We start from the raw sequence: 18,161 nt of genomic DNA on the forward strand, positions 1-18,161 counted from the left end.
CCCTGTGGGCGGTGCACGCGGCGAGAGGAGTTGCGCTATTTGCGGCCGTGGATGGACATGGCTTGCTCGTATTCGTGGCGGATCGCGTCGCCGCTCGACTTGCGCCAGTTGGCGACCGCCGTGTCCCAGTCCGAGAGATCGGAGCGGCCGAGCTGGATCTCCTTGGTGAGCGCGTCGAAATCCTTGTCGGAGACCTTGCCCTTGGTCGAGTCGGTCGGTGAGTAGAGCCCGTACGTCGCCTGCGGGATCGCGGTCGGCAGGATCGTCTTGAGGTGGTTGTACGCGACATCGACCGCCTCGGGGTGGCCCGGGAAGTAGACCGGATATCCACCGTCGGCCAGGTACTGGATCGGGAACTCGCCCAGGCAGACCTCGCTACCGCCGGCCTCGGTCAGGACCGGGTCGGTGCCCTTCAGCGTGTAGTGCCGCCCGGGCAGGCCGAACTTGCGGAACAGGTACTCCTCGGTCCCGAACGGCGCGGCCATCCAGTTCAGCACCCGCAACAGCATCTTGGTCCGCTCCGGCGAACTGGGCCGCATCGCCGCGATCGAGTTGTTCGGCGCACCGAGCAGGAACCGGCCGACCTTCCCGGTGCTGTCGCGCACGACCGGCAGCGAGATGGCGAAGTTCTTCACCACGGCGCGGCGGTAGAAGCTCTGGATGGACGAGTAGGTGTCCTGCGTCATCACCGCCGAGCCCTGACTGAACCAGACCTTCTGGTTGTTCTTCGCCACCCCGTCGGGATGAATCAGCCCGTCGGCCTGCATCTTCGCGGAGATCGCGATCATCTCCTTGTGCTCCGGGAGTTCCCGGCTGTGCACCAGCCGGCCGTCGCGAACCTCCCAGCCGTTCGGCAACCCCAGCATCGCGCTCAGCGCGGCCGACGGTGGGAGGGCGAAAGCCCAGCGGTTCTTCTTCTGGTCCGTCACCGCCTTGGCCACCGCGATCAACTCGTCCACGCCGGGTGAGCCGAGCTCGACGCCGAACTGATCGAGGAGGTCCTGCCGAGCCAGCAGCAAGGTGGATGACATCACGCCGCGCTGGATCGGCACCGCCCGGATCCCACCGGCGAACACGCATCCACGCCAGGACTCCGTCGACAGGTTCGCGAGGAACGGGTACTCCAGGATCGCGTCGCCGGACAGGTGCTCTGTCAGATCCTGGGCCCGGGCCTCGAGGAACTGCGGCAGATAGGAGAACTTGCCGTCGACATTGAACAGATCACCCAGCGTGTCCCCGGCCACCGAGGTCGCGAACTTGTTGGTGAAGTCGCTGCCGGTGGCCGAGGTGATCGTCAGCGCCAGCGGTGAGCCGATTCTCCGGTTCAGCTCCTGCCAGTACGGATTGCGATCGGCGGTCGGGGGAATCGGGTTCGACGTCGGCACCGATCCGGACAGATCGCTGCCATCGGCCGGTACGCCGTCGGTGACCCGGGCTGGTTGCGCCGGGAACCGGTAGAAGCAGTCCGGCATCAAGGGATGCACTCGAGGCAGGTCCGGCTTGGGTCCGTCGAACCGCTTGTACGTCGGCAGCCCCACCGGCTTGTTCAGCGCCGCGATGTCGGTCGACCTGGTCACGGTGGCGCAGCCACTGAGGCCGACGGCGGCGGCAGCCAGCGACCCGCCGAGCAGCGTTCGTCTGCTGATCATGCTCATCCCTTCACCGCCCCGGTCAGCATTCCCTTGGTGAAGTGCCGCTGGAGGAACGGATAGACGATCAGGATCGGAACCAGGGAGACCACCAGGATCGCCATCTGGATCGACTCCTGCGGTGGCAACTGGTCGGCCGACGCCCCGCCGAGATCGCCGCTGCTGACCTCGGTGTTGTTGATCACGTACGTCCGCAGCACGAGCTGCAGTGGCCACTTCGCGGTGTCGTTGATGTAGAGCATCGCGTTGAAGAACGCGTTCCAGTACCCGACGGCGTAGAACAGGCCGACCACCGCGAGCACCGCCCGCGACAGCGGGAGGACGATCGACCAGAAGATCCGGAAGTCGCCCGCACCGTCGATCCGGGCCGAGTCGATCACCGAGTCCGGAATCCCCATGAAGAACGCGCGGAGAACGATCACGTTGAACCCGTTGATCGCGGTCGGAAGGACCAGCGCGAGCAGCGAGTCCAGCAGTCCGAACTGCTTCACCACCAGGTAGTTCGGGATCAGCCCCGGGCTGAACAGGACGCTGAACAGCACGATCATCAGGATCGGCCGCTGCCCGAAGGATCCGGACCGGCTGAGTGCGTACGCCAGCATGGTGGACCCGGCCAGGCTGATCAGCGTGCCGGCGAGAGTGATGAAGACGCTGACCAGCAACGCCCGCTGCACCACGCCGCCGTTGAAGATCGTCCGGTACGCGTCGAGGTTGAGGCCGTCCGGCCAGAGCACGAAGCCGCCGGAGTTGGTGACATGGGACTGGCTGGCGATGCTGGTCGAGATCACTCCGATGAACGGGATGATCACGAGCGCGCAGCACACCAGCAGCACGATGCCTTTGAGAGCCCGCGCGGGGATCGTGGGGACCTCGTCGATCGAGCTCCGTCCTCCGGCGGTACCGGAGGATCGGAGGAGATTCGTCTGTGTACTCATGGTTTGCGGTACACCCCCGCCTCACCGAAGATGTGCGCGACCTTGTTGGCGCCGATCACCAGGGCGACGCCGACCAGACCCTTCACCAGACCGACCGCGGCGGACACGCCCCATTGGCCGGCCAGTACGCCGTTGTTGTAGACGTAGGTGTCGAGGACTTCGCTGGCGGGTCTCCCGACCAGGTTCTGTTGCAGGATGATCTGCTCGAAGCCCACGGTGAGCGAGTCGCCGAGCCGCAGGATCAGCAGCAGGATGATCAGGCTGCGGATCCCCGGCACGGTGACGTGCAACAACTGCCGCCAGCGCGAGGCTCCGTCGACCCGCGCGGCCTCGTACAGCCCGGGATCGATCTGCGTCAGCGCGGCCAGGAACAGGATCGTCGCCCAGCCGGTGTCCTTCCAGATCACCTGGCTGCTGAGCAGCGCGATGAAGCTGTCGGGGTTGCCAAGGAAGTCGATCGTGTCGATGCCGTGGGACCGCAGCGCGTTGTTGATCAGGCCGCTGCCGCCCAGGACCTGCTGGAAGATCGCGATCACGATGACCCAGGACAGGAAGTGCGGCAGATACAGCACCGACTGGACGATGCGCCTCATCCGCTCCGACAGCAGGCTGTTCAGCAGCAGGGCCAGCGCGATCGGCGCCGGGAAGACGAAGATCACCTGGACCAGCGTGATCAGCAGCGTGTTCTTCAGCGCGTTCAGGAAGTCCGGGTCACCGTTGAAGATCACCGCGAAGTTGTCCAGCCCGACCCACGCACTGCGGCCGAGCGGGACGAACGGCAGGTACTCCTGGAACGCGATCAGGTTGCCGAACAACGGCAGGTAGTGGAAGGCGAGCAACAGGACCAGACCAGGCAAAGCCATCAGCAGCAGCACTTTGTCCCGCCGGGCTCGCCCCCACCAGGACAGCGGCTTGGCGCCGGAACTGAGTCTGGGTCTCTCGGTGGCGGAGTTGTCCGGGGGGCCGGAACCGCTGGAACCGGGTGGATCGATCGACCTTGTTCGATTGGCTTCGGGGCTGAGAATTCCGTCTGCTCGGGCCACGCCTCACTCCCTGCGTCGTCGAAACCCGCCCTCCCTTCTGGAGAGCGTTTTCCGTTCCCCCTTGTCCGATCTTGTCGTGTGTTGGGGAAAGGCGCAGCTCGAACGGAGCGTCACGCCCCGTCTCAGGGCTTCTGGTACGGGAAAGACGGTAGGATGCCGATCTGGTCGTACTGCATCCGCGAGTCGTCGAACCCGGGCTCCCAACTGACGTTCGCGAACGTGTCGCACGGTCCCGCGGACGGCCGTGTTGCTATGGGCAACGTCTCACTCACCGCGCCAACCGCCCTCGACCTTGTCATCCGACTGCCGGTTCGGGTACCGCGCGGTGGTGGCCCGCTTGCCGCCGACGTACAGGCTGTACTAGGGCTGGGACACGTCGCCCGGCGCCTTGAAGATGCCGTCCTTGTACGGCGTCCACCCGATCCCCGCGTGGCGGCAGCATGAGCCAACGCTAGCCGACCGGACCTGTTGCGTGCAATCGTTTGCACACAGGCCTTCAGTGCGCTCGGATCCGGGCTCGGCGCCGGGCCGAGCACGTGCTGGCGCGGACGACCAGCTCGGGCGTGAGCAGATCCGGCGGCGGCCAGTCGTTGCCGGCGAGACGGGTGGTGAGCTGCTGCCAGGCCAGCTCCCCCAACCGGGCCTGCTCGTTCCGCAACGAGGTCAACGACGGCCGCGCGTACGCCGCGATCGGGATGTCGTCGTACGACGCGACCGAGAGCTCGGCCGGGACCTCGACGTCGTTGTCGTGCATCCAGCTGAGCAGGCCGACGCCGACCAGGTCGTTGAAGGTGATCACCGCGGTCGCCCGGCTCCGCAGTACGGTCGGGCCGGCGTCGTACCCGTGGTTCCCGGCCCAGCCGCCGTCGATCTCGTCCAGTGTGACGTCGAGGGCACGAGCGGTCCGGCGCAAGGTCCGGCGGCGCTCGCCATCGGACCAGGAGGCGGCCGGGCCGCCGACGTACAGGACCCGGCGATGGCCTAGACCGGTGAGGTGTTCGAGCAGCAGACGGCTCGCCGCGCGGTAGTCGATCGCGACCGCGCCCGCGTTCTTCACCGTCCGGTTGATGCACACCACCGGGACGGGCAGCGCGAGCGCCTTCTCCAGGCCGCTGCGGGTCAGGCGCGAACTGCACAAGACGAGCGCGCCGGAGTGGTCGACGAGCTCCTCGACCAGTCGCAGCTCCTCGGCCGGATCCTCCCCGCTCTCCCCGATCAGCAGGCGGTAGCCGCCGGCTCGCGCCGAGGCGGCGAGGCCCTTCAGGACCTCGGAGAAGAACGGGTTCGTCAGGTCCGGCACGGTCACGCCGACCGTCAACGGTCGGCCCAGCTTGAACTCCTGCGCCCGTTTGTCGGCGCGATAGCCCAGCTCGCCCGCCACCGCGCGCACATGGGCGACCACCTCGGGCGAGATCAGGTCCGAACCGTTCAGGGCCCGGGACACGGTCGACACCGACGTGCCCGCCTCGCGCGCCACGTCGATCAGCCGAACCCGCTCCGCCACCCTCGCCCCTCGTGTCCTTATGTGTCGCCGATCCGTACGTTCCGGATCGTCACGTCGTCGGCGTACTGTACGACAGCCTCCGCCGCGACGACGTCGAACCGTCCATCCGGAGCCGTCAAACCGGATGCCCGCACGTCGGGGAACAGGGACCTCCACCCTGGCAGCTGAAGGTGATCTGCAACGGACGATACATCCACGCCCGCGAATCGACATCGCGCACGCTGACGAATGGAGGCGACCAGGGACGAGTTGGTTGTGGTGAGGATGTTGGGTCGCAGCCGAAGTCGGTCAGTACGACGGGCAGCGTCCTGGACACGGGATTTTGCTGTCAGTCGAGGTAGGTGCGGATCTCGTCCGGCCAGGTGAGCCGGATGCCGAGCTCGTTCGTCAGCAGGCGCTGGTAGCCGGCCAGATGGTTGGCGTCGTTGCGGACCTTGCGGGGCGACAGGCCGTTCGTGAGGCAGAAGCTGACGAGCGCGCCGACGGCCTCGCCGATGCTCCACTCGACCGGGTGCAGGCGGTAGCAGCCGTTGGTGATGTGGGTGGTGCCGATGTTCTTGTTCGCCGGCAGCAGGTTGTCGACCCGGACCGGAATCAGCGCGCCGAGCGGGATCTGGAAGGGATAGGCCTCAATTCACCACCGTGACATCCGGGATCGCGTCGCCGAGGAAGTTGCTGCTGGCAAGGATCTGCCGGTAGCGCCAGAGCGAGAACGGCGTCAGCCGCTCCGGGTTGGCCTCGAACAACCGCCACTCCCGGCGCTCCAGCGTGACCGGTACGACGTCCTGCCAGGACAATTGTGGTCCCGGCCAGAACGGCGCGACGTGATCGTGCCAGTGCGCGTACTCCGCCGGCCGGTCGATGGTGTGGTCCTCCCCCCGCCGGTGCTCGAGCGCGACACACCACGAGAAGGCCTGCTGGTCGAGCGGGTCCGCAACGTCGGGCGCATGGAGCTCGCCGGTCGTGGCACGACTCTCGGCGCCGACCACGTGCTCCACCCCGGCCAGCTCCAGCAGGTCCCCGAGCTCGGTCGCGTCGACGACGTACGCCGCCGACACGGTCAGCTCCTCCCGGGAGCGCAGGTCGCGCAGTGTGACCGCTTCGATCTCGTCGCCGCCGGTGTACGCCGCGATCGGCTCGTGCTCGAAATGAACGGTGAGTCGGCCGCTGGCTCGCCAAGGCGCGAGCATCTCCTCGAGCACAGCGGCGGCGACGCGCTCCTCGATTCTGAGCAGGAACTCGAAGTAGAAGTCCTCGCGGGCGTGCGGGAACACGGCCTCGAAGGTGTGCACGCCGAGCAGTTCCCCCTGCCTGGTCTTACGTGTGCGCACTTCTTTCGGCCACCACGATGCGGGGATGCCGGCCCGCGACAGCTACGTCGTATGCCTCGACCACCCGCCAGGCAGCGTCGGCGGTCATCCGCGCTGCCTGCTGCTGGTTGAGGATTGCGACCACGCGCCCGCCCGGCCTCAGCACCCGCCGCCACTCCCGCAAGTATGGCCCGAAGTCGCCGAGGCTCACGCGGACATCCCAGGGCGGGTTGGTCAGGATGCGATCCACCGGACCGGACAGCCGGGCGGCGTCACCCGTGCGCCAGGTGACTTCCCGGCTCGGAGAGTTCGCGCGAGCCGCGGCAAGAGCAGCCGGTTGCCGATCGATCCCCAGATAGGTCGCACCGGGCTCGATGGCGTGTGCCTCGAGCAGCAGCGTCCCCGCGCCACAGAACGGATCCAGCACCCGCTGCCCCGCCGTGATGCCGGCCAGTCCGGCCATCGCCGCCGCGACCGGCGGATGCAGGCCACCGTCCGCCGACGCCAGACCCGCCGATGCAGCGGCACCTCGAACGGCCGCACAGCAACCCACAGCGTCGTCCCGTCGAGCACAACCCGCCAGTCGACCCGCTCAGCCGGCGGAACCGCGCCCGTACGGCGGGAGTGGTACTTGCCACCGTCGATCCGCCCACCGATCAGATCCTCGACATCGAAGCGGCTGAAGTTACGCCGCCCCTGAAACGACGCACTCACCGCGAACGGCCCGCGGGTACCCGGCACCACCAGACCGCGAACAACAGCAGCCAGCGCCTGCTTCGTCGGTCCAGGATCCGTCACAGCAGCCCGCACCACAAACAGATCATCGGCCAGCCGAGGCGAGCTGGTGATGATGGCAGCGGTGGTGGCTTCGACAACTATCTGGCGTTTGGACACGTCGATCACACGATGACCCGCGGCCGCCAACTCCTCGGCCGCAAGGCGCTCCAGCCCCGTGACAGTCCGCACGAGCACCTGACTGATCGACTCTGCCGCGCCACTACGCGCAGAATGCATGACAGTGTTCTCCCGGTCAGCGTTCGGGAGCGATCGAACGATCAGCCCCCGCCTCGCTGGCTGCGGGCAAAGCCTCGACCGGCCAGCGGGAGCTAGCCCAGTCGGAAGAAAGCTGTCATGCGGCGATGGTGGCACAGCGTCGCCGCGGTGCCCACCGAATATCGGTCAGAGGTACGTCTGGGTGCTCGGTGGGGCGGATTCCATCCAGGCCAGGACCCCGGTGAGGGCTTCTTCGGTCATGGCGAAGTGGACGGTCCGGTCGCGGAGCTCGGCGTCGACGATGACGTGGCCGGCGTACGTGACGAGGGGCTCGTTGCCCATCGGGCGGCGGGTGGTGACGCCCTCGAGCTGGCGGCGGTTGACCACGAGCTTGGGCCACCAGGCGAGGCTGAAGACCCGAAACCACTGCAGCTCGTCGCCGACGTAGCGGGCCAGGCCGAGGGCCCAGCCGCGGCCGTGGTCCTTCTCGGCGAGTTGCAGGCTGCAATCAAACGTTCCGCCGTCCCTGGACAACCAGCGACGGCGGAACGCGAAGATGATGATCAGCAGTACGGCGGCAAGCAGACAGACCCCGACGACATCGAGGACTGTCCTCATACCTTGCCGACCCCATTTCCGGTGCCCAATAGCCGGTACTGCCCCGGGCACCGCCGGAGAACCGTACTGTCAGTGACGATGTTCAATTATGGCAGGTGGGTTCAGGGCCACTGCGGCCCCACCCACCGTCCCGGTCAGGCCGTCTTCTCGGCGGCCTGCACCCGGGCTTCGGCGAGTCGGACCTCGTCGGCGTCGACATCGGACTCGGTGCCGGTGGCCAGCGCCTCCTCGAGGTCGCGGCGCGCTTCCTCCAGGTCGATGTCGTGACCCATCTCGGCGTTCTCGGCCAGGATCGAGACCCGGTCGTTCGCCACCGAGATGAAGCCGTCCGGCGCGGCCGCGACGAAGTACTCGTCGTCGACGGTCCGCACCTGCACGGTGCCACCCTGGAGCAGGCCCAGCAGTGGCGCGTGGCCGGGCAGGATCCCGACGTCACCGTCCGTGGTCCGGGCGATGACGATCTTGGCCTGGCCCTGCCACACGGTCCGCTCGGCCGCGACCAGCGCGACCTCGAGGTGCTTGGCAGCGTCGTCGGCCATGTCAGTTTTCCTTCTGCAGCTCGGCCCACTTGCGCTCGACGTCCTCGAGCGAACCGACGTTGAAGAACGCCTGCTCGGCGATGTGGTCGCACTCGCCTTCGGTGATCTTCTTGAAGGACTCGATGGTGTCCTTCAGCGGCACGGTGGAGCCCGGGATGTTGGTGAACTTCTCCGCCATGTAGGTGTTCTGGGAGAGGAACTGCTCGATCCGGCGCGCGCGGGCGACGGTGATCTTGTCCTCTTCGGAGAGCTCGTCGACACCCAGGATGGCGATGATGTCCTGCAGTTCCTTGTTCTTCTGCAGGATCTGCTTCACCCGGACGGCCACGTCGTAGTGCTCCTGGCCGATGTACTGCGGGTCGAGGATCCGCGACGTCGAGGTCAGCGGGTCGACGGCCGGGTACAGACCACGCGACGCGATGTCGCGGGAGAGCTCGGTGGTCGCGTCGAGGTGGGCGAAGGTGGTCGCCGGCGCCGGGTCGGTGTAGTCGTCGGCGGGCACGTAGATCGCCTGCATCGAGGTGATCGAGTGACCCCGGGTCGACGTGATCCGCTCCTGCAGCACGCCCATCTCGTCAGCCAGGTTCGGCTGATACCCCACGGCCGAAGGCATCCGGCCGAGCAGCGTGGAGACCTCGGAACCGGCCTGGGTGAACCGGAAGATGTTGTCGATGAAGAGCAGCACGTCCTGCTCCTTGACGTCGCGGAAGTACTCCGCCATCGTCAGCGCCGACAGCGCCACCCGCAGCCGGGTGCCCGGCGGCTCGTCCATCTGACCGAAGACCAGCGCGGTGTCCTTGAAGACCCCGGCCTCTTCCATCTCGTTGATCAGGTCGTTGCCCTCACGGGTCCGCTCGCCCACACCGGCGAACACCGACGTACCACCGAAGTTGTGGGCGATCCGGTAGATCATCTCCTGGATCAGCACGGTCTTGCCGACACCCGCACCGCCGAACAGGCCGATCTTGCCGCCCTGCACGTACGGCGTGAGCAGGTCGAGCACCTTGATGCCGGTCTCCAGCATCTCGGTCTTCGACTCGAGCTGGTCGAAGGGCGGCGCCTTACGGTGGATCGGCCAGCGCTCGGCGATCTCGAACTCGGACTCGTCCTGGTTCAGGCACTTGCCGGTGACGCTCCAGACCCGGCCCTTGGTGACGTCGCCGACGGGCACGGAGATCGCCGCGCCGGTGTCACGCACCTCGGTGCCGCGGACGAGGCCGTCGGTCGGCTTCATCGAGATCGCCCGGACGATGTTGTCGCCGACGTGCAGCGCGACCTCGAGGGTGATCGTCTGGGTGGTGTCGCCCAGGGTGATGTCCACCTCGAGCGCGTTGTACATGTCGGGCATCGCGTCGGCAGGGAACTCGACGTCGACGACCGGGCCGATCACCCGGGCGACGCGGCCAACAGACCCAGCCGCTCCGCTGTGATCGTTCTTCTCGGTAACCGTGGCAGTCATCTCTCTCACTCGCTCCCGGCGCTCGCGTCGGCCAGCGCGCTGGCGCCACCGACGATCTCGCTGATTTCCTGGGTAATTTGGGCCTGGCGGGCCTGGTTCAGGTCCCGCGTCAGCTTCTCGATCAGGTCCTGCGCGTTGTCCGTCGCGGACTTCATCGCCCGCTGCCGGTTGGCCAGCTCCGATGCCGCCGCCTGCAGCATGCAGTAGTGGATCCGGCTGGCGACGTACTTCGGCAGCAGCCCGTCGAGCACCTCTTCGGCGGACGGCTCGAACTCGTACAGCGGCAGTACGTCGTCCGCTGCCGGCGTCTCCTCGCCCTCGACGACCTCCAGCGGCAGCAGCCGGATCACGTCCGCGCGCTGGGTCAGCATCGACACGAACCGGGTGAAGACGATGTGGATCTCGTCCACGCCGCCCTCCTCGGTCGGTTTCAGGAAGGCCTCGATCAGCGCGTCGGCGATCTCCCGGGCCCGGGCGAAGCTCGGGTTGTCGGAGTCGCCGGTCCACGACTGCGCGACCTCGCGCTGCCGGAAGGTGTAGTACGCGACGCCCTTGCGGCCGCTGAGGTACGGGACGATCTCCTTCTGGTCGTCGCGCAGCAGCTGGTTCAGCCGCTCCCCTTCGCGGATCACGTTGGACGAGTAGGCCCCGGCCTGACCGCGGTCGGAGGTGATCAGCAGGACGGCCGCCCGCTTCGGGTTCGGCTTCTCGGTGGTCAGCGGGTGGTCGACGTTCGAGAACGTCGCCACCGCCGACACGGCACGGGTGAGCTCACGCGCGTACGGACCGGCCGCCTGGGCGCGCTGTTGCGCCTTGACGATCCGGGACGCCGCGATGAGCTCCATCGCCCGGGTGAGCTTCTTGATCGTCGAGACCGAGGCCTTGCGATCGCGAAGCTCCCGCAGATTGGCTGGCACGGTCGATCAGCCCCGCTTCTGCCGGACGATCTGCTCCTGCTCCACGTCGCCCTCGTCCATCGCCTCGGCCTCCGCCTCGGTGCCGAGCAGCGTGCCCTCGGAGGTCTGGAACGTCGGCTTGAACGCGTCCAGCGCCTCGGTCACGGCCTGCGCCTCGTCGTCGCCGAACAGCCCGGACTCGCGGATGGCGTCGAGCACCTTGCTCTCGCGCCGCAGGTAGTCCAGGAAGTCCCGCTCGAAGCGCAGTACGTCGTCCACCGGCACGTCGTCGAACTTGCCCTTCGTACCCGACCAGATGGAGACGATCTGCTCCTCCACCGGGTACGGCGAGTACTGCGGCTGACGCAGCAGCTGGACGAGCCGCTGACCTCGGTCGAGCTGCCGGCGGGAGGTGGCGTCGAGGTCGGACGCGAACATCGCGAACGCCTCCATCGCCCGGAACTGGGCCAGGTCGATCTTCAGCGAGCCGGACACGTTCTTCATGCCCTTGACCTGCGCGGCGCCGCCGACCCGGGAGACCGAGATACCGACGTCGATGGCCGGCCGGATGTTGGCGTTGAACAGGTCGGACTGCAGGAAGATCTGGCCGTCGGTGATCGAGATGACGTTGGTCGGGATGAACGCCGACACGTCGTTGGCCTTGGTCTCGATGATCGGCAGGCCGGTCATCGAACCGCCGCCGAGCTCGTCGGACAGCTTCGCGCAGCGCTCCAGCAGGCGGCTGTGCAGGTAGAACACGTCACCCGGGTAGGCCTCGCGGCCCGGCGGGCGGCGCAGCAGCAGCGACATCGCGCGGTACGCCTCGGCCTGCTTGGTCAGGTCGTCGAAGACGATCAGCACGTGCTTGCCCTGGTACATCCAGTGCTGGCCGATGGCCGAGCCGGTGTACGGCGCGACGTACTTGAAGCCGGCCGGGTCGGACGCCGGGGAGGCGACGATGGTGGTGTACTCCATCGCGCCGGCCTCTTCGAGCGCACCGCGGACGGCAGCGATCGTGGAGCCCTTCTGGCCGACCGCGACGTAGATGCAGCGGACCTGCTTCTTCGGGTCGCCGGAGTCCCAGTTCGCCTTCTGGTTGATGATCGTGTCGACCGCGATCGCCGTCTTGCCGGTCTTGCGGTCACCGATGATCAGCTCACGCTGGCCGCGGCCGATCGGGATCATCCCGTCGATCGCCTTGATACCGGTCTGCAGCGGCTCGCGGACCTCCTGGCGGTCCATCACGCCGGCCGCCTGCAGCTCCAGCGCCCGGGTGCCCTCGAGGTCCTTGATCTCGCCGAGGCCGTCGATCGGCTTGCCCAGCGGGTCGACGACGCGACCGAGGTAGCCCTCGCCGACCGGCACCGAGAGCACCGTGCCGGTCCGGCGGACCTGCTGGCCCTCGTCGATCCCGTCGAACTCACCGAGGACGACGACACCGATGTCGCGGGTGTCCAGGTTCAGCGCGATACCCCGGGTGCCGTCCTCGAACTCGAGCAGCTCGTTGGTCATCGCCGAGGGCAGGCCCTCGACGTGCGCGATGCCGTCACCCGCGTCGATCACGGTGCCGACCTCTTCCCGGCTCGCCTGCTCCGGTTGGTACTCGGTGACGAACCGATCCAGGGCGTCCCGGATCTCCTCCGGCCTGATCGTGAGCTCAGCCATTGTGTTTCCTGCTTCCTTGACCTTGCTGGCCTGTTGTGGCTCTAAAGGCTTTCCCGACCCTTAGCGCCGCTTTATGTCGTTAAGGGGGTTCAGCCCGCGATGCGCCGTTGCGCTTCGTCGAGCCTGGCCGCGATGGTTCCGTCGATCACTTCGTCGCCGATGTCCACCCGGACGCCGCCGACCACGTTCGGGTCGACGATGACGTTCAGCTGGATGTCCCGGCCGTACTGCTGTCCCAGCGTCGCGGCGAGCCGTTCGCGCTCGCCCTCGGTCAGGTCGGTGGCGACCCGCACAGTCGCGATGCTGGCGTTGCGCCGGGCCGCCGCGGCGACCTGGTACGTCCGCATCGCGGCCGCGAAGCTGCGGCCCCGGCCGTCCACCGCACGCTCGGCCAGCCGCACCGTGACGGCGTCGGCCTTGCCCTGCAGCAGTCCGGCGAGCAGTTCCTGCCGGGCCGCGAGCGGGATGTTGCGGTCGCTGAGCTTCTCGCTCAGTCCCCGCTCCGCCGCGACGATCCGGTCCAGCCGGAACAGCTCGTCCTCGAGGTCGTCCAGCTTGTGCCGGCCGTCGGCGTACGCCACCTCGGCCTGCACACTGAGCTGATCCAGAGCGTTCCCGAGGTCACGGCCGCCGACCCAGCGACCGGCCACCGCGGTGGTCAGGATCTCCTGCGCCTGGGTGGAGATCTTGCCGCCGAACAACTGCTGGACCAGGGCGACGCGGGCGTCGCGGGGCCGGGCCGGATCGGTCAGTGCACGCCGGAGCGCGCCGCTGCCGTCCAGCAGCTTGGCGACCGAGAACAGCTCGGTGCCCAGCCCCTCGGTCACGGTGACACCCGCCAGGGCCTCCGCGGCCCGGGCGAGTGACTCGTTCGACGCGCCGCGCATCAGCCGTCCGTTCCGACGGCCTGACGAGCGGACTCCGACGCCTCGAGGTCGGCCAGGAAGCGCTCGACGGTGCGGCGCTGACGCGCCTCGTCCTCGAGCGACTCGCCGACGATCCGGCCGGCCAGCGTGGTCGCCATGGTGCCGACCTCGCTGCGCAGCGAAGCGACCGCCTGGGTCCGCTCCGCGTCGATCTGGGTCCGCGCGTGGGTGACGATCCGCTCGGCCTCGGCGTTCGCCTGCTCGCGCATCTCCGCGATGATCTGGGCACCCTGCTCGCGGGCGTCCTCGCGGATCTTCGCAGCCTCCTGCCGGGCCTCGGCCAGCTGCGCGTTGTACTTCTCCAAAGCCGCCTTCGCCTCGGCCTGGGCCTGCTTGGCCTCGTTCATCCCGCCTTCGATCGCCGCGGTCCGATCGGCGTACGCCTTCTCGAACTTGGGTACGACGACCTTGGCGAAGGCGATGGCCAGCAGGATCAGGAAAACGAAGGCGAAGATGATCTCGGCCGTGTGCGGGAGCAGCGGGTTCGCGGTCTCGCCGGCCGCTTCGCTGAGCGGTAGCACCAACGTCTTCATGTCTGGATCCTGTCAGTCGGAGGAAGGGGCTCAGGTACGGAAGACGAAGGCGAGCGCGATACCGATGATCGCCAGCACCTCGGTGACGCCGAAGCCGATCCACGCGATCGACTGCAGCTTGCTCTGGGCCTCCGGCTGGCGCGCGGTGCCGTTGATCACGGCCGCGAAGATCAGACCGACGCCGACGCCCGGGCCGATCGCGGCCAGGCCGTAGCCGAGGACTGCGATGTTGCCGGCAATCTCGAGAGCCATCTCAGGTGTTTCCTTTCGGTACGGATAGGGGCCTATCCGGGTTTCCGTTACTACGGGTCTAGGTGGGTGGTGCGGATCAGTGGTCGTCGGCGATGGCGCTGCCGATGTACTGCGCGGACAGCACGACGAAGATGTAGGCCTGGATGCACTGGACGAACAGCTCCAGGCCGCCGATCGCGAGGCCCATGAGGAAGGTGAGGACGCCGACGCCGGCGAGCGCGATACTGCCGGTCTCGAACACCATGTACTGGGCGCCGAGCACGAACACCAGCAGCAGGATGTGCCCGGCGAACATGTTCGCGAACAACCGCAGGGCCAGCGAGAACGGCCGGACGACGATGTTCGAGATGAACTCGATCGGGATCATCAGCGGCATCAGCCACCACGGCACGCCGGCCGGCATCGTCTGGTGCTTGAAGTAACCCCAGAGGCCGTGCTTGCGGATACCGACCGCGTTGTAGATGACCCAGGTCATGATCGCGGCGCTGTACGCCCAGCCGATGTGGCTGAAGGTCGGGAACTGGATCAGCGGGACGGTGGCCGCGACGTTGTTCAGCAGGATGAAGTAGAACAGGCCGCACAGGTACGGCACGTACTTCATGTACTCCTGGCTGCCGATCGCGTCCCGGGCGATCGAGTTGCGGACGAAGTTGTAGCCGAGCTCGCCGGCGAACTGCAGCCGGCCCGGAACGATGGCGGCCTTGCGGGACGCGCCCCAGTAGAACCACACGATGACGACAACCGTCAGCGCGGAGACCAGGACGGGCTTGGTGAACCAGTCCACGCCGTCGATGATCGGCGGGGTGTCGAAATTCTGTGGACCGGGTGCGATGAACTCGGTCGGAACGCCGGCGGTCACCGGGTCTCCTCTCGCGTCGTGCTCAAGTCGGACGCCTTGTAGCTAAGGGCAGGGCGGCTCAGGGCATGGCGGTCAACGTCAGACCCGGCGCGGATCAGGCCAGACCCTGAAGGAATCAGGACTTTCCGTACCGGAAGTGCAACAACAGAACGGTGAGCCCGGCACCGAGGACGATGCCCACCGGGAGTAAGAACTGGGTGCCGAAGAGACGATCCAACCCGAGCCCGATGGCGCCGTACACCACGACGCCGCCGATCAAGTAGGACAGGACCCGCCAGCCGTCGCCCGCATTCGGGGGTGATGGCTTCGGATCCTCGTGCTCGCTCATGGGCAACCGAAACGTACCAGGAGTGGACAGGACCGGTCACATCGGCACCCGTAACCTCTGCCACAGCGGGGAAAACGTTACCCAGGGTGCTCACGTCGTCACCTCTTTGTCGAGGTCGTAGATCGGCACCCGCAGCCGCGACCAGGCCCAGATCTCGCCGGCCGTCCAGCCCATCACCACGACCACCGCGACGACGCCGAGCACGGTGAGATTCACGTGTTCGGCCAGGCTGTCCGAGCTCAGCGCGATGGCGAGCAGACCGCCGAAGACGGCGATCCGGCCGGTGTACGACGCCATCGCGAGGGCGAGCTGCATGGTCGGCGAGGTCCGCCGGGACAGATGCAGCGCGAACAGGCCGGCGCCGGAGAAGACGATCACCATCAGCAGCCCGAGCAACGCTCCCCACAAACCGGGCAGACCGGCCGCGACGGCGGACACCGCGGTCGCGTTGACACCGACGACGAGCGCGGCGATCAGAGCGCCACGCAGCATCGCTAGCGCCGGGTGCCTGGTGGCCTGGCCGGCGACTTTCGGACTGTGAGCCGAAGGAGCCATCTGGTGGTTCCGTCCTGCTGGCGACCAGGTCTCGCGGCCTGGTCGTCGGGTGGGCGGGGTCAGGGGTGTCGCTGTTCTTTGCTGGTGCTTGTGAAAACTAGCACAAAGTCTGCACGGTCAGCAAAACGAGGTCCCTGCCGCTGTACACGAACACCCTATCGGTAGGCCACGCTGATGAGTGGTCTGGTCCCCGCCAATTCGCGATCAGACCTGGGTCAGACCTTGGCGAGCGGTTTCCGGGATCGGCGCGGCAGACCGGTGGTGAGCAGGACCGCGGTGACCGCGACGGCCAGCACGATCAGGGCCGTCCACCAGAACAACACCAGTCCGAGGACGACCACGCCGTACGCGATCAACGCGGTCCAGAGATACATCAGCAGGACGGCCCGGCGGTGCGAGTGGCCGCGCTGCATCAGCCGGTGGTGCAGGTGCAGCTTGTCCGCGGCGAACGGCGACCGGCCGGCCTTGGTACGGCGTACGTAGGCCATCGTCAGGTCCAGGGCGGGGATCGCGAGGACGGCGATCGGAAGGATCAACGGGAGCAGCGCCGGCAGCAGGCTGGAGCCGCCGACCTCGTACGGAACCGCGTTCGGGTCCATCTGGCCGGTCAGGCTGATCGTGGACGCGGCGAGCATCAAGCCGATCAGCAGGGCGCCGGAGTCGCCCATGAACACCCTGGCCGGGAAGAAGTTGTGCGGCAGGAAGCCGAGGCACGCACCGGCGAGCGCGACCGTGATCAGGGTCGAGGTGGTCGCCCGATCGAGGTTCTCGTGGACGTTCAGCAGGTACGAGTACGTGAAGAACGCGAGCGCCCCGATCGCGGTGACCCCGGCGGCCAGGCCGTCCAGGCCGTCGACGAAGTTCACCGCGTTACAGGACACCAGGAGGATGCCCGCGGTCAGCACCGCGAGCTGAGCAGGCGAAGGCGAAACGACACCGCCGGGCAGCGGGAGCCAGTACAACTGGATGCCTTGAACAACCATCACGCCGACCGCGAGGACCTCGCCGGCCAGCTTGGTGATCGCGTCCAGCTCGTACAGGTCGTCGACCACGCCGACCGCGCAGATCACCACGCCGCCGATCAGGATGGCCCGGGCGTCGTGCGCGACCTGCAGGCTGTCACCGAGGAAGGGCAGGCTGGAGGCGACCGCGAATCCGGCGATCAGGCCACCGAGGATCGAGAGGCCGCCGAAGTACGGGATCGGCACCTTGTGCACATCCCGGGCCCGCACCTTCGCGACGGCGCCGTACCGCAGCGCGATCTGCCGGGCCACGCCGGTCAGCAGAAAGGTCGTGGCCATCGCCACGAACAGGACCAGCAGGTACTCGCGCACTAGTCCGCAGGCCTCACATCGGGTTCGGTCGGCTTGTCGTCGTCCTTCTCATCAGTGTTGGACGCCTCGACCGGCGTTTCAGTTGGCTCGGGCTTCTCTTCGGGCTTGTCGTCATCCGACGTGACCTCTGGTACGACGGCCCGCAGCCGGTCCAGCGAGAGAGCGCCGAGGCGTACGACGTGCGGCGTGTCACCGGTGAGGTCGACGATCGTCGACGGCTCGCCGCCGGTCACCGCACCACCGTCGAGGTACACCGCGACCGTGTCCTCCAGTTGCTCCTCGGCGTCGTACACGTCGAGGGCGGCCGGGTTGCCGCTCTTGTTCGCCGAGCTGACCGCGAGCGGTCCGGTCCGGGAGAGCAGTTCGCGGGTGTTCTCGTGGTCGGGCACGCGGAGCGCGACGGTGCCTTGCGTCTCCCCCAGGTCCCACATCAGCGACGTCTGCGCGTGGCAGATCACCGTCAGCGGCCCGGGCCAGAACTCCTGGCAGAGCTGGCGACCCGCCTCGGGGACGTCGGTGGCGAGCGCGTCCAGCGACTCGACCACCGAGATCAGCACCGGCGGCGGCATGTCCCGCCCGCGGCCCTTGGCGTCCAGCAGCCGCTGCACGGCGTCGGCCTTGAAGGCGTCCGCGGCGATGCCATAGACGGTGTCGGTCGGCAGGACGACCAGGTCACCGGCCTCGATGGCATCCACGGCCGCTCGGAAGGCGGGGGCCAGCTCGTCGCCGGTGAAGTCGAAGCGCTCACTCACGCACCGAATCG

20 protein-coding genes are annotated in these 18,161 nt (G+C 67.6%); all 20 read right to left on the bottom strand.

The features are described 5' to 3' along the window. Positions 1 to 35 precede the first annotated feature (35 nt). Positions 36 to 1,649: a hypothetical protein gene (locus ACXC9Q_RS15840; protein WP_457057270.1), complete on the bottom strand. Its 1,614-nt coding sequence runs from the start codon at positions 1,647 to 1,649 to the stop codon at positions 36 to 38. A gap of 2 nt (positions 1,650 to 1,651) precedes the next feature. After that, positions 1,652 to 2,584: a carbohydrate ABC transporter permease gene (locus ACXC9Q_RS15845; RefSeq protein ID WP_457057271.1), complete on the bottom strand. Its 933-nt coding sequence runs from the start codon at positions 2,582 to 2,584 to the stop codon at positions 1,652 to 1,654. Beyond that, complete coding sequence (locus tag ACXC9Q_RS15850) at positions 2,581 to 3,447, bottom strand: ABC transporter permease (RefSeq protein WP_457057272.1); 867 nt, start codon at positions 3,445 to 3,447, stop codon at positions 2,581 to 2,583. Before ACXC9Q_RS15850 ends, ACXC9Q_RS15845 begins: the two co-directional genes overlap by 4 nt. A 676-nt stretch (positions 3,448 to 4,123) precedes the next feature. Further along, the gene (locus tag ACXC9Q_RS15855) at positions 4,124 to 5,131 is read right to left on the bottom strand and encodes a LacI family DNA-binding transcriptional regulator (protein WP_457057273.1); all 1,008 of its coding nucleotides are present in this window, start codon (positions 5,129 to 5,131) and stop codon (positions 4,124 to 4,126) included. A gap of 328 nt (positions 5,132 to 5,459) precedes the next feature. Beyond that, positions 5,460 to 5,765, bottom strand: a complete 306-nt coding sequence (locus ACXC9Q_RS15860; RefSeq protein WP_457057428.1) for an FAD-dependent oxidoreductase — start codon at positions 5,763 to 5,765, stop codon at positions 5,460 to 5,462. After that, positions 5,761 to 6,462 carry an FAD-dependent oxidoreductase gene (locus tag ACXC9Q_RS15865; RefSeq protein WP_457057274.1) on the bottom strand — a complete coding sequence of 234 codons (702 nt, stop codon included), beginning with the start codon at positions 6,460 to 6,462 and terminating at the stop codon, positions 5,761 to 5,763. The genes ACXC9Q_RS15860 and ACXC9Q_RS15865 overlap by 5 nt, the downstream gene beginning before the upstream one ends. Beyond that, positions 6,449 to 6,994 carry a TRM11 family SAM-dependent methyltransferase gene (locus ACXC9Q_RS15870; protein WP_457057275.1) on the bottom strand — a complete coding sequence of 182 codons (546 nt, stop codon included), beginning with the start codon at positions 6,992 to 6,994 and terminating at the stop codon, positions 6,449 to 6,451. The genes ACXC9Q_RS15865 and ACXC9Q_RS15870 overlap by 14 nt, the downstream gene beginning before the upstream one ends. 626 nt (positions 6,995 to 7,620) lie before the next feature. After that, on the bottom strand, positions 7,621 to 8,052 hold the full coding sequence (locus tag ACXC9Q_RS15875; RefSeq protein ID WP_328519111.1) for a DUF2550 domain-containing protein: 432 nt from the start codon (positions 8,050 to 8,052) through the stop codon (positions 7,621 to 7,623). Between the two features lie 134 nt (positions 8,053 to 8,186). Then, positions 8,187 to 8,591, bottom strand: a complete 405-nt coding sequence (locus ACXC9Q_RS15880) for a F0F1 ATP synthase subunit epsilon (protein ID WP_457057276.1) — start codon at positions 8,589 to 8,591, stop codon at positions 8,187 to 8,189. 1 nt (position 8,592) lies between these two features. After that, on the bottom strand, positions 8,593 to 10,050 hold the full coding sequence (gene atpD, locus ACXC9Q_RS15885) for a F0F1 ATP synthase subunit beta (RefSeq protein WP_457057277.1): 1,458 nt from the start codon (positions 10,048 to 10,050) through the stop codon (positions 8,593 to 8,595). A gap of 5 nt (positions 10,051 to 10,055) precedes the next feature. Next, positions 10,056 to 10,967, bottom strand: a complete 912-nt coding sequence (locus tag ACXC9Q_RS15890) for a F0F1 ATP synthase subunit gamma (protein WP_457057278.1) — start codon at positions 10,965 to 10,967, stop codon at positions 10,056 to 10,058. A 6-nt stretch (positions 10,968 to 10,973) separates the two neighbouring features. After that, on the bottom strand, positions 10,974 to 12,611 hold the full coding sequence (atpA, locus tag ACXC9Q_RS15895; RefSeq protein WP_329480172.1) for a F0F1 ATP synthase subunit alpha: 1,638 nt from the start codon (positions 12,609 to 12,611) through the stop codon (positions 10,974 to 10,976). A gap of 89 nt (positions 12,612 to 12,700) precedes the next feature. Beyond that, positions 12,701 to 13,498 carry a F0F1 ATP synthase subunit delta gene (locus ACXC9Q_RS15900; RefSeq protein WP_457057279.1) on the bottom strand — a complete coding sequence of 266 codons (798 nt, stop codon included), beginning with the start codon at positions 13,496 to 13,498 and terminating at the stop codon, positions 12,701 to 12,703. Further along, complete coding sequence (locus tag ACXC9Q_RS15905; RefSeq protein WP_457057280.1) at positions 13,498 to 14,070, bottom strand: F0F1 ATP synthase subunit B; 573 nt, start codon at positions 14,068 to 14,070, stop codon at positions 13,498 to 13,500. Before ACXC9Q_RS15905 ends, ACXC9Q_RS15900 begins: the two co-directional genes overlap by 1 nt. 30 nt (positions 14,071 to 14,100) lie before the next feature. After that, entirely contained in the window at positions 14,101 to 14,322 is a 222-nt protein-coding gene (atpE, locus tag ACXC9Q_RS15910; RefSeq protein WP_328519104.1) for an ATP synthase F0 subunit C, read from the bottom strand. Between the two features lie 76 nt (positions 14,323 to 14,398). Next, entirely contained in the window at positions 14,399 to 15,181 is a 783-nt protein-coding gene (gene atpB, locus ACXC9Q_RS15915; protein ID WP_457057281.1) for a F0F1 ATP synthase subunit A, read from the bottom strand. 115 nt (positions 15,182 to 15,296) lie between these two features. Continuing rightward, positions 15,297 to 15,509 (bottom strand): AtpZ/AtpI family protein, encoded by a 213-nt coding sequence (locus tag ACXC9Q_RS15920; protein WP_457057282.1) that lies wholly within the window; start codon positions 15,507 to 15,509, stop codon positions 15,297 to 15,299. 90 nt (positions 15,510 to 15,599) lie between these two features. After that, positions 15,600 to 16,064 (bottom strand): hypothetical protein, encoded by a 465-nt coding sequence (locus ACXC9Q_RS15925; RefSeq protein ID WP_457057283.1) that lies wholly within the window; start codon positions 16,062 to 16,064, stop codon positions 15,600 to 15,602. A 215-nt stretch (positions 16,065 to 16,279) separates the two neighbouring features. Continuing rightward, positions 16,280 to 17,398: a glycosyltransferase family 4 protein gene (locus ACXC9Q_RS15930; RefSeq protein ID WP_457057284.1), complete on the bottom strand. Its 1,119-nt coding sequence runs from the start codon at positions 17,396 to 17,398 to the stop codon at positions 16,280 to 16,282. Then, on the bottom strand, positions 17,398 to 18,150 hold the full coding sequence (locus tag ACXC9Q_RS15935; protein WP_457057285.1) for an L-threonylcarbamoyladenylate synthase: 753 nt from the start codon (positions 18,148 to 18,150) through the stop codon (positions 17,398 to 17,400). The genes ACXC9Q_RS15930 and ACXC9Q_RS15935 overlap by 1 nt, the downstream gene beginning before the upstream one ends. Positions 18,151 to 18,161: the final 11 nt, after the last annotated feature.

The organism is Kribbella sp. CWNU-51, from assembly GCF_054073265.1.

Bases quoted from the DNA above. Each gene is read 5' to 3' on its own strand.
- ACXC9Q_RS15840 (WP_457057270.1), bottom strand. From the start codon at position 1,649: ATGATCAGCAGACGAACGCTGCTCGGCGGGTCGCTGGCTGCCGCCGCC.
- ACXC9Q_RS15845 (WP_457057271.1), bottom strand. From the start codon at position 2,584: ATGAGTACACAGACGAATCTCCTCCGATCCTCCGGTACCGCCGGAGGA.
- ACXC9Q_RS15850 (WP_457057272.1), bottom strand. From the start codon at position 3,447: ATGGCTTTGCCTGGTCTGGTCCTGTTGCTCGCCTTCCACTACCTGCCG.
- ACXC9Q_RS15875 (WP_328519111.1), bottom strand. From the start codon at position 8,052: ATGAGGACAGTCCTCGATGTCGTCGGGGTCTGTCTGCTTGCCGCCGTA.
- ACXC9Q_RS15880 (WP_457057276.1), bottom strand. From the start codon at position 8,591: ATGGCCGACGACGCTGCCAAGCACCTCGAGGTCGCGCTGGTCGCGGCC.
- atpD (WP_457057277.1), bottom strand. From the start codon at position 10,050: ATGACTGCCACGGTTACCGAGAAGAACGATCACAGCGGAGCGGCTGGG.
- atpA (WP_329480172.1), bottom strand. From the start codon at position 12,611: ATGGCTGAGCTCACGATCAGGCCGGAGGAGATCCGGGACGCCCTGGAT.
- ACXC9Q_RS15900 (WP_457057279.1), bottom strand. From the start codon at position 13,498: ATGCGCGGCGCGTCGAACGAGTCACTCGCCCGGGCCGCGGAGGCCCTG.
- ACXC9Q_RS15905 (WP_457057280.1), bottom strand. From the start codon at position 14,070: ATGAAGACGTTGGTGCTACCGCTCAGCGAAGCGGCCGGCGAGACCGCG.
- atpE (WP_328519104.1), bottom strand. From the start codon at position 14,322: ATGGCTCTCGAGATTGCCGGCAACATCGCAGTCCTCGGCTACGGCCTG.
- ACXC9Q_RS15920 (WP_457057282.1), bottom strand. From the start codon at position 15,509: ATGAGCGAGCACGAGGATCCGAAGCCATCACCCCCGAATGCGGGCGAC.
- ACXC9Q_RS15925 (WP_457057283.1), bottom strand. From the start codon at position 16,064: ATGGCTCCTTCGGCTCACAGTCCGAAAGTCGCCGGCCAGGCCACCAGG.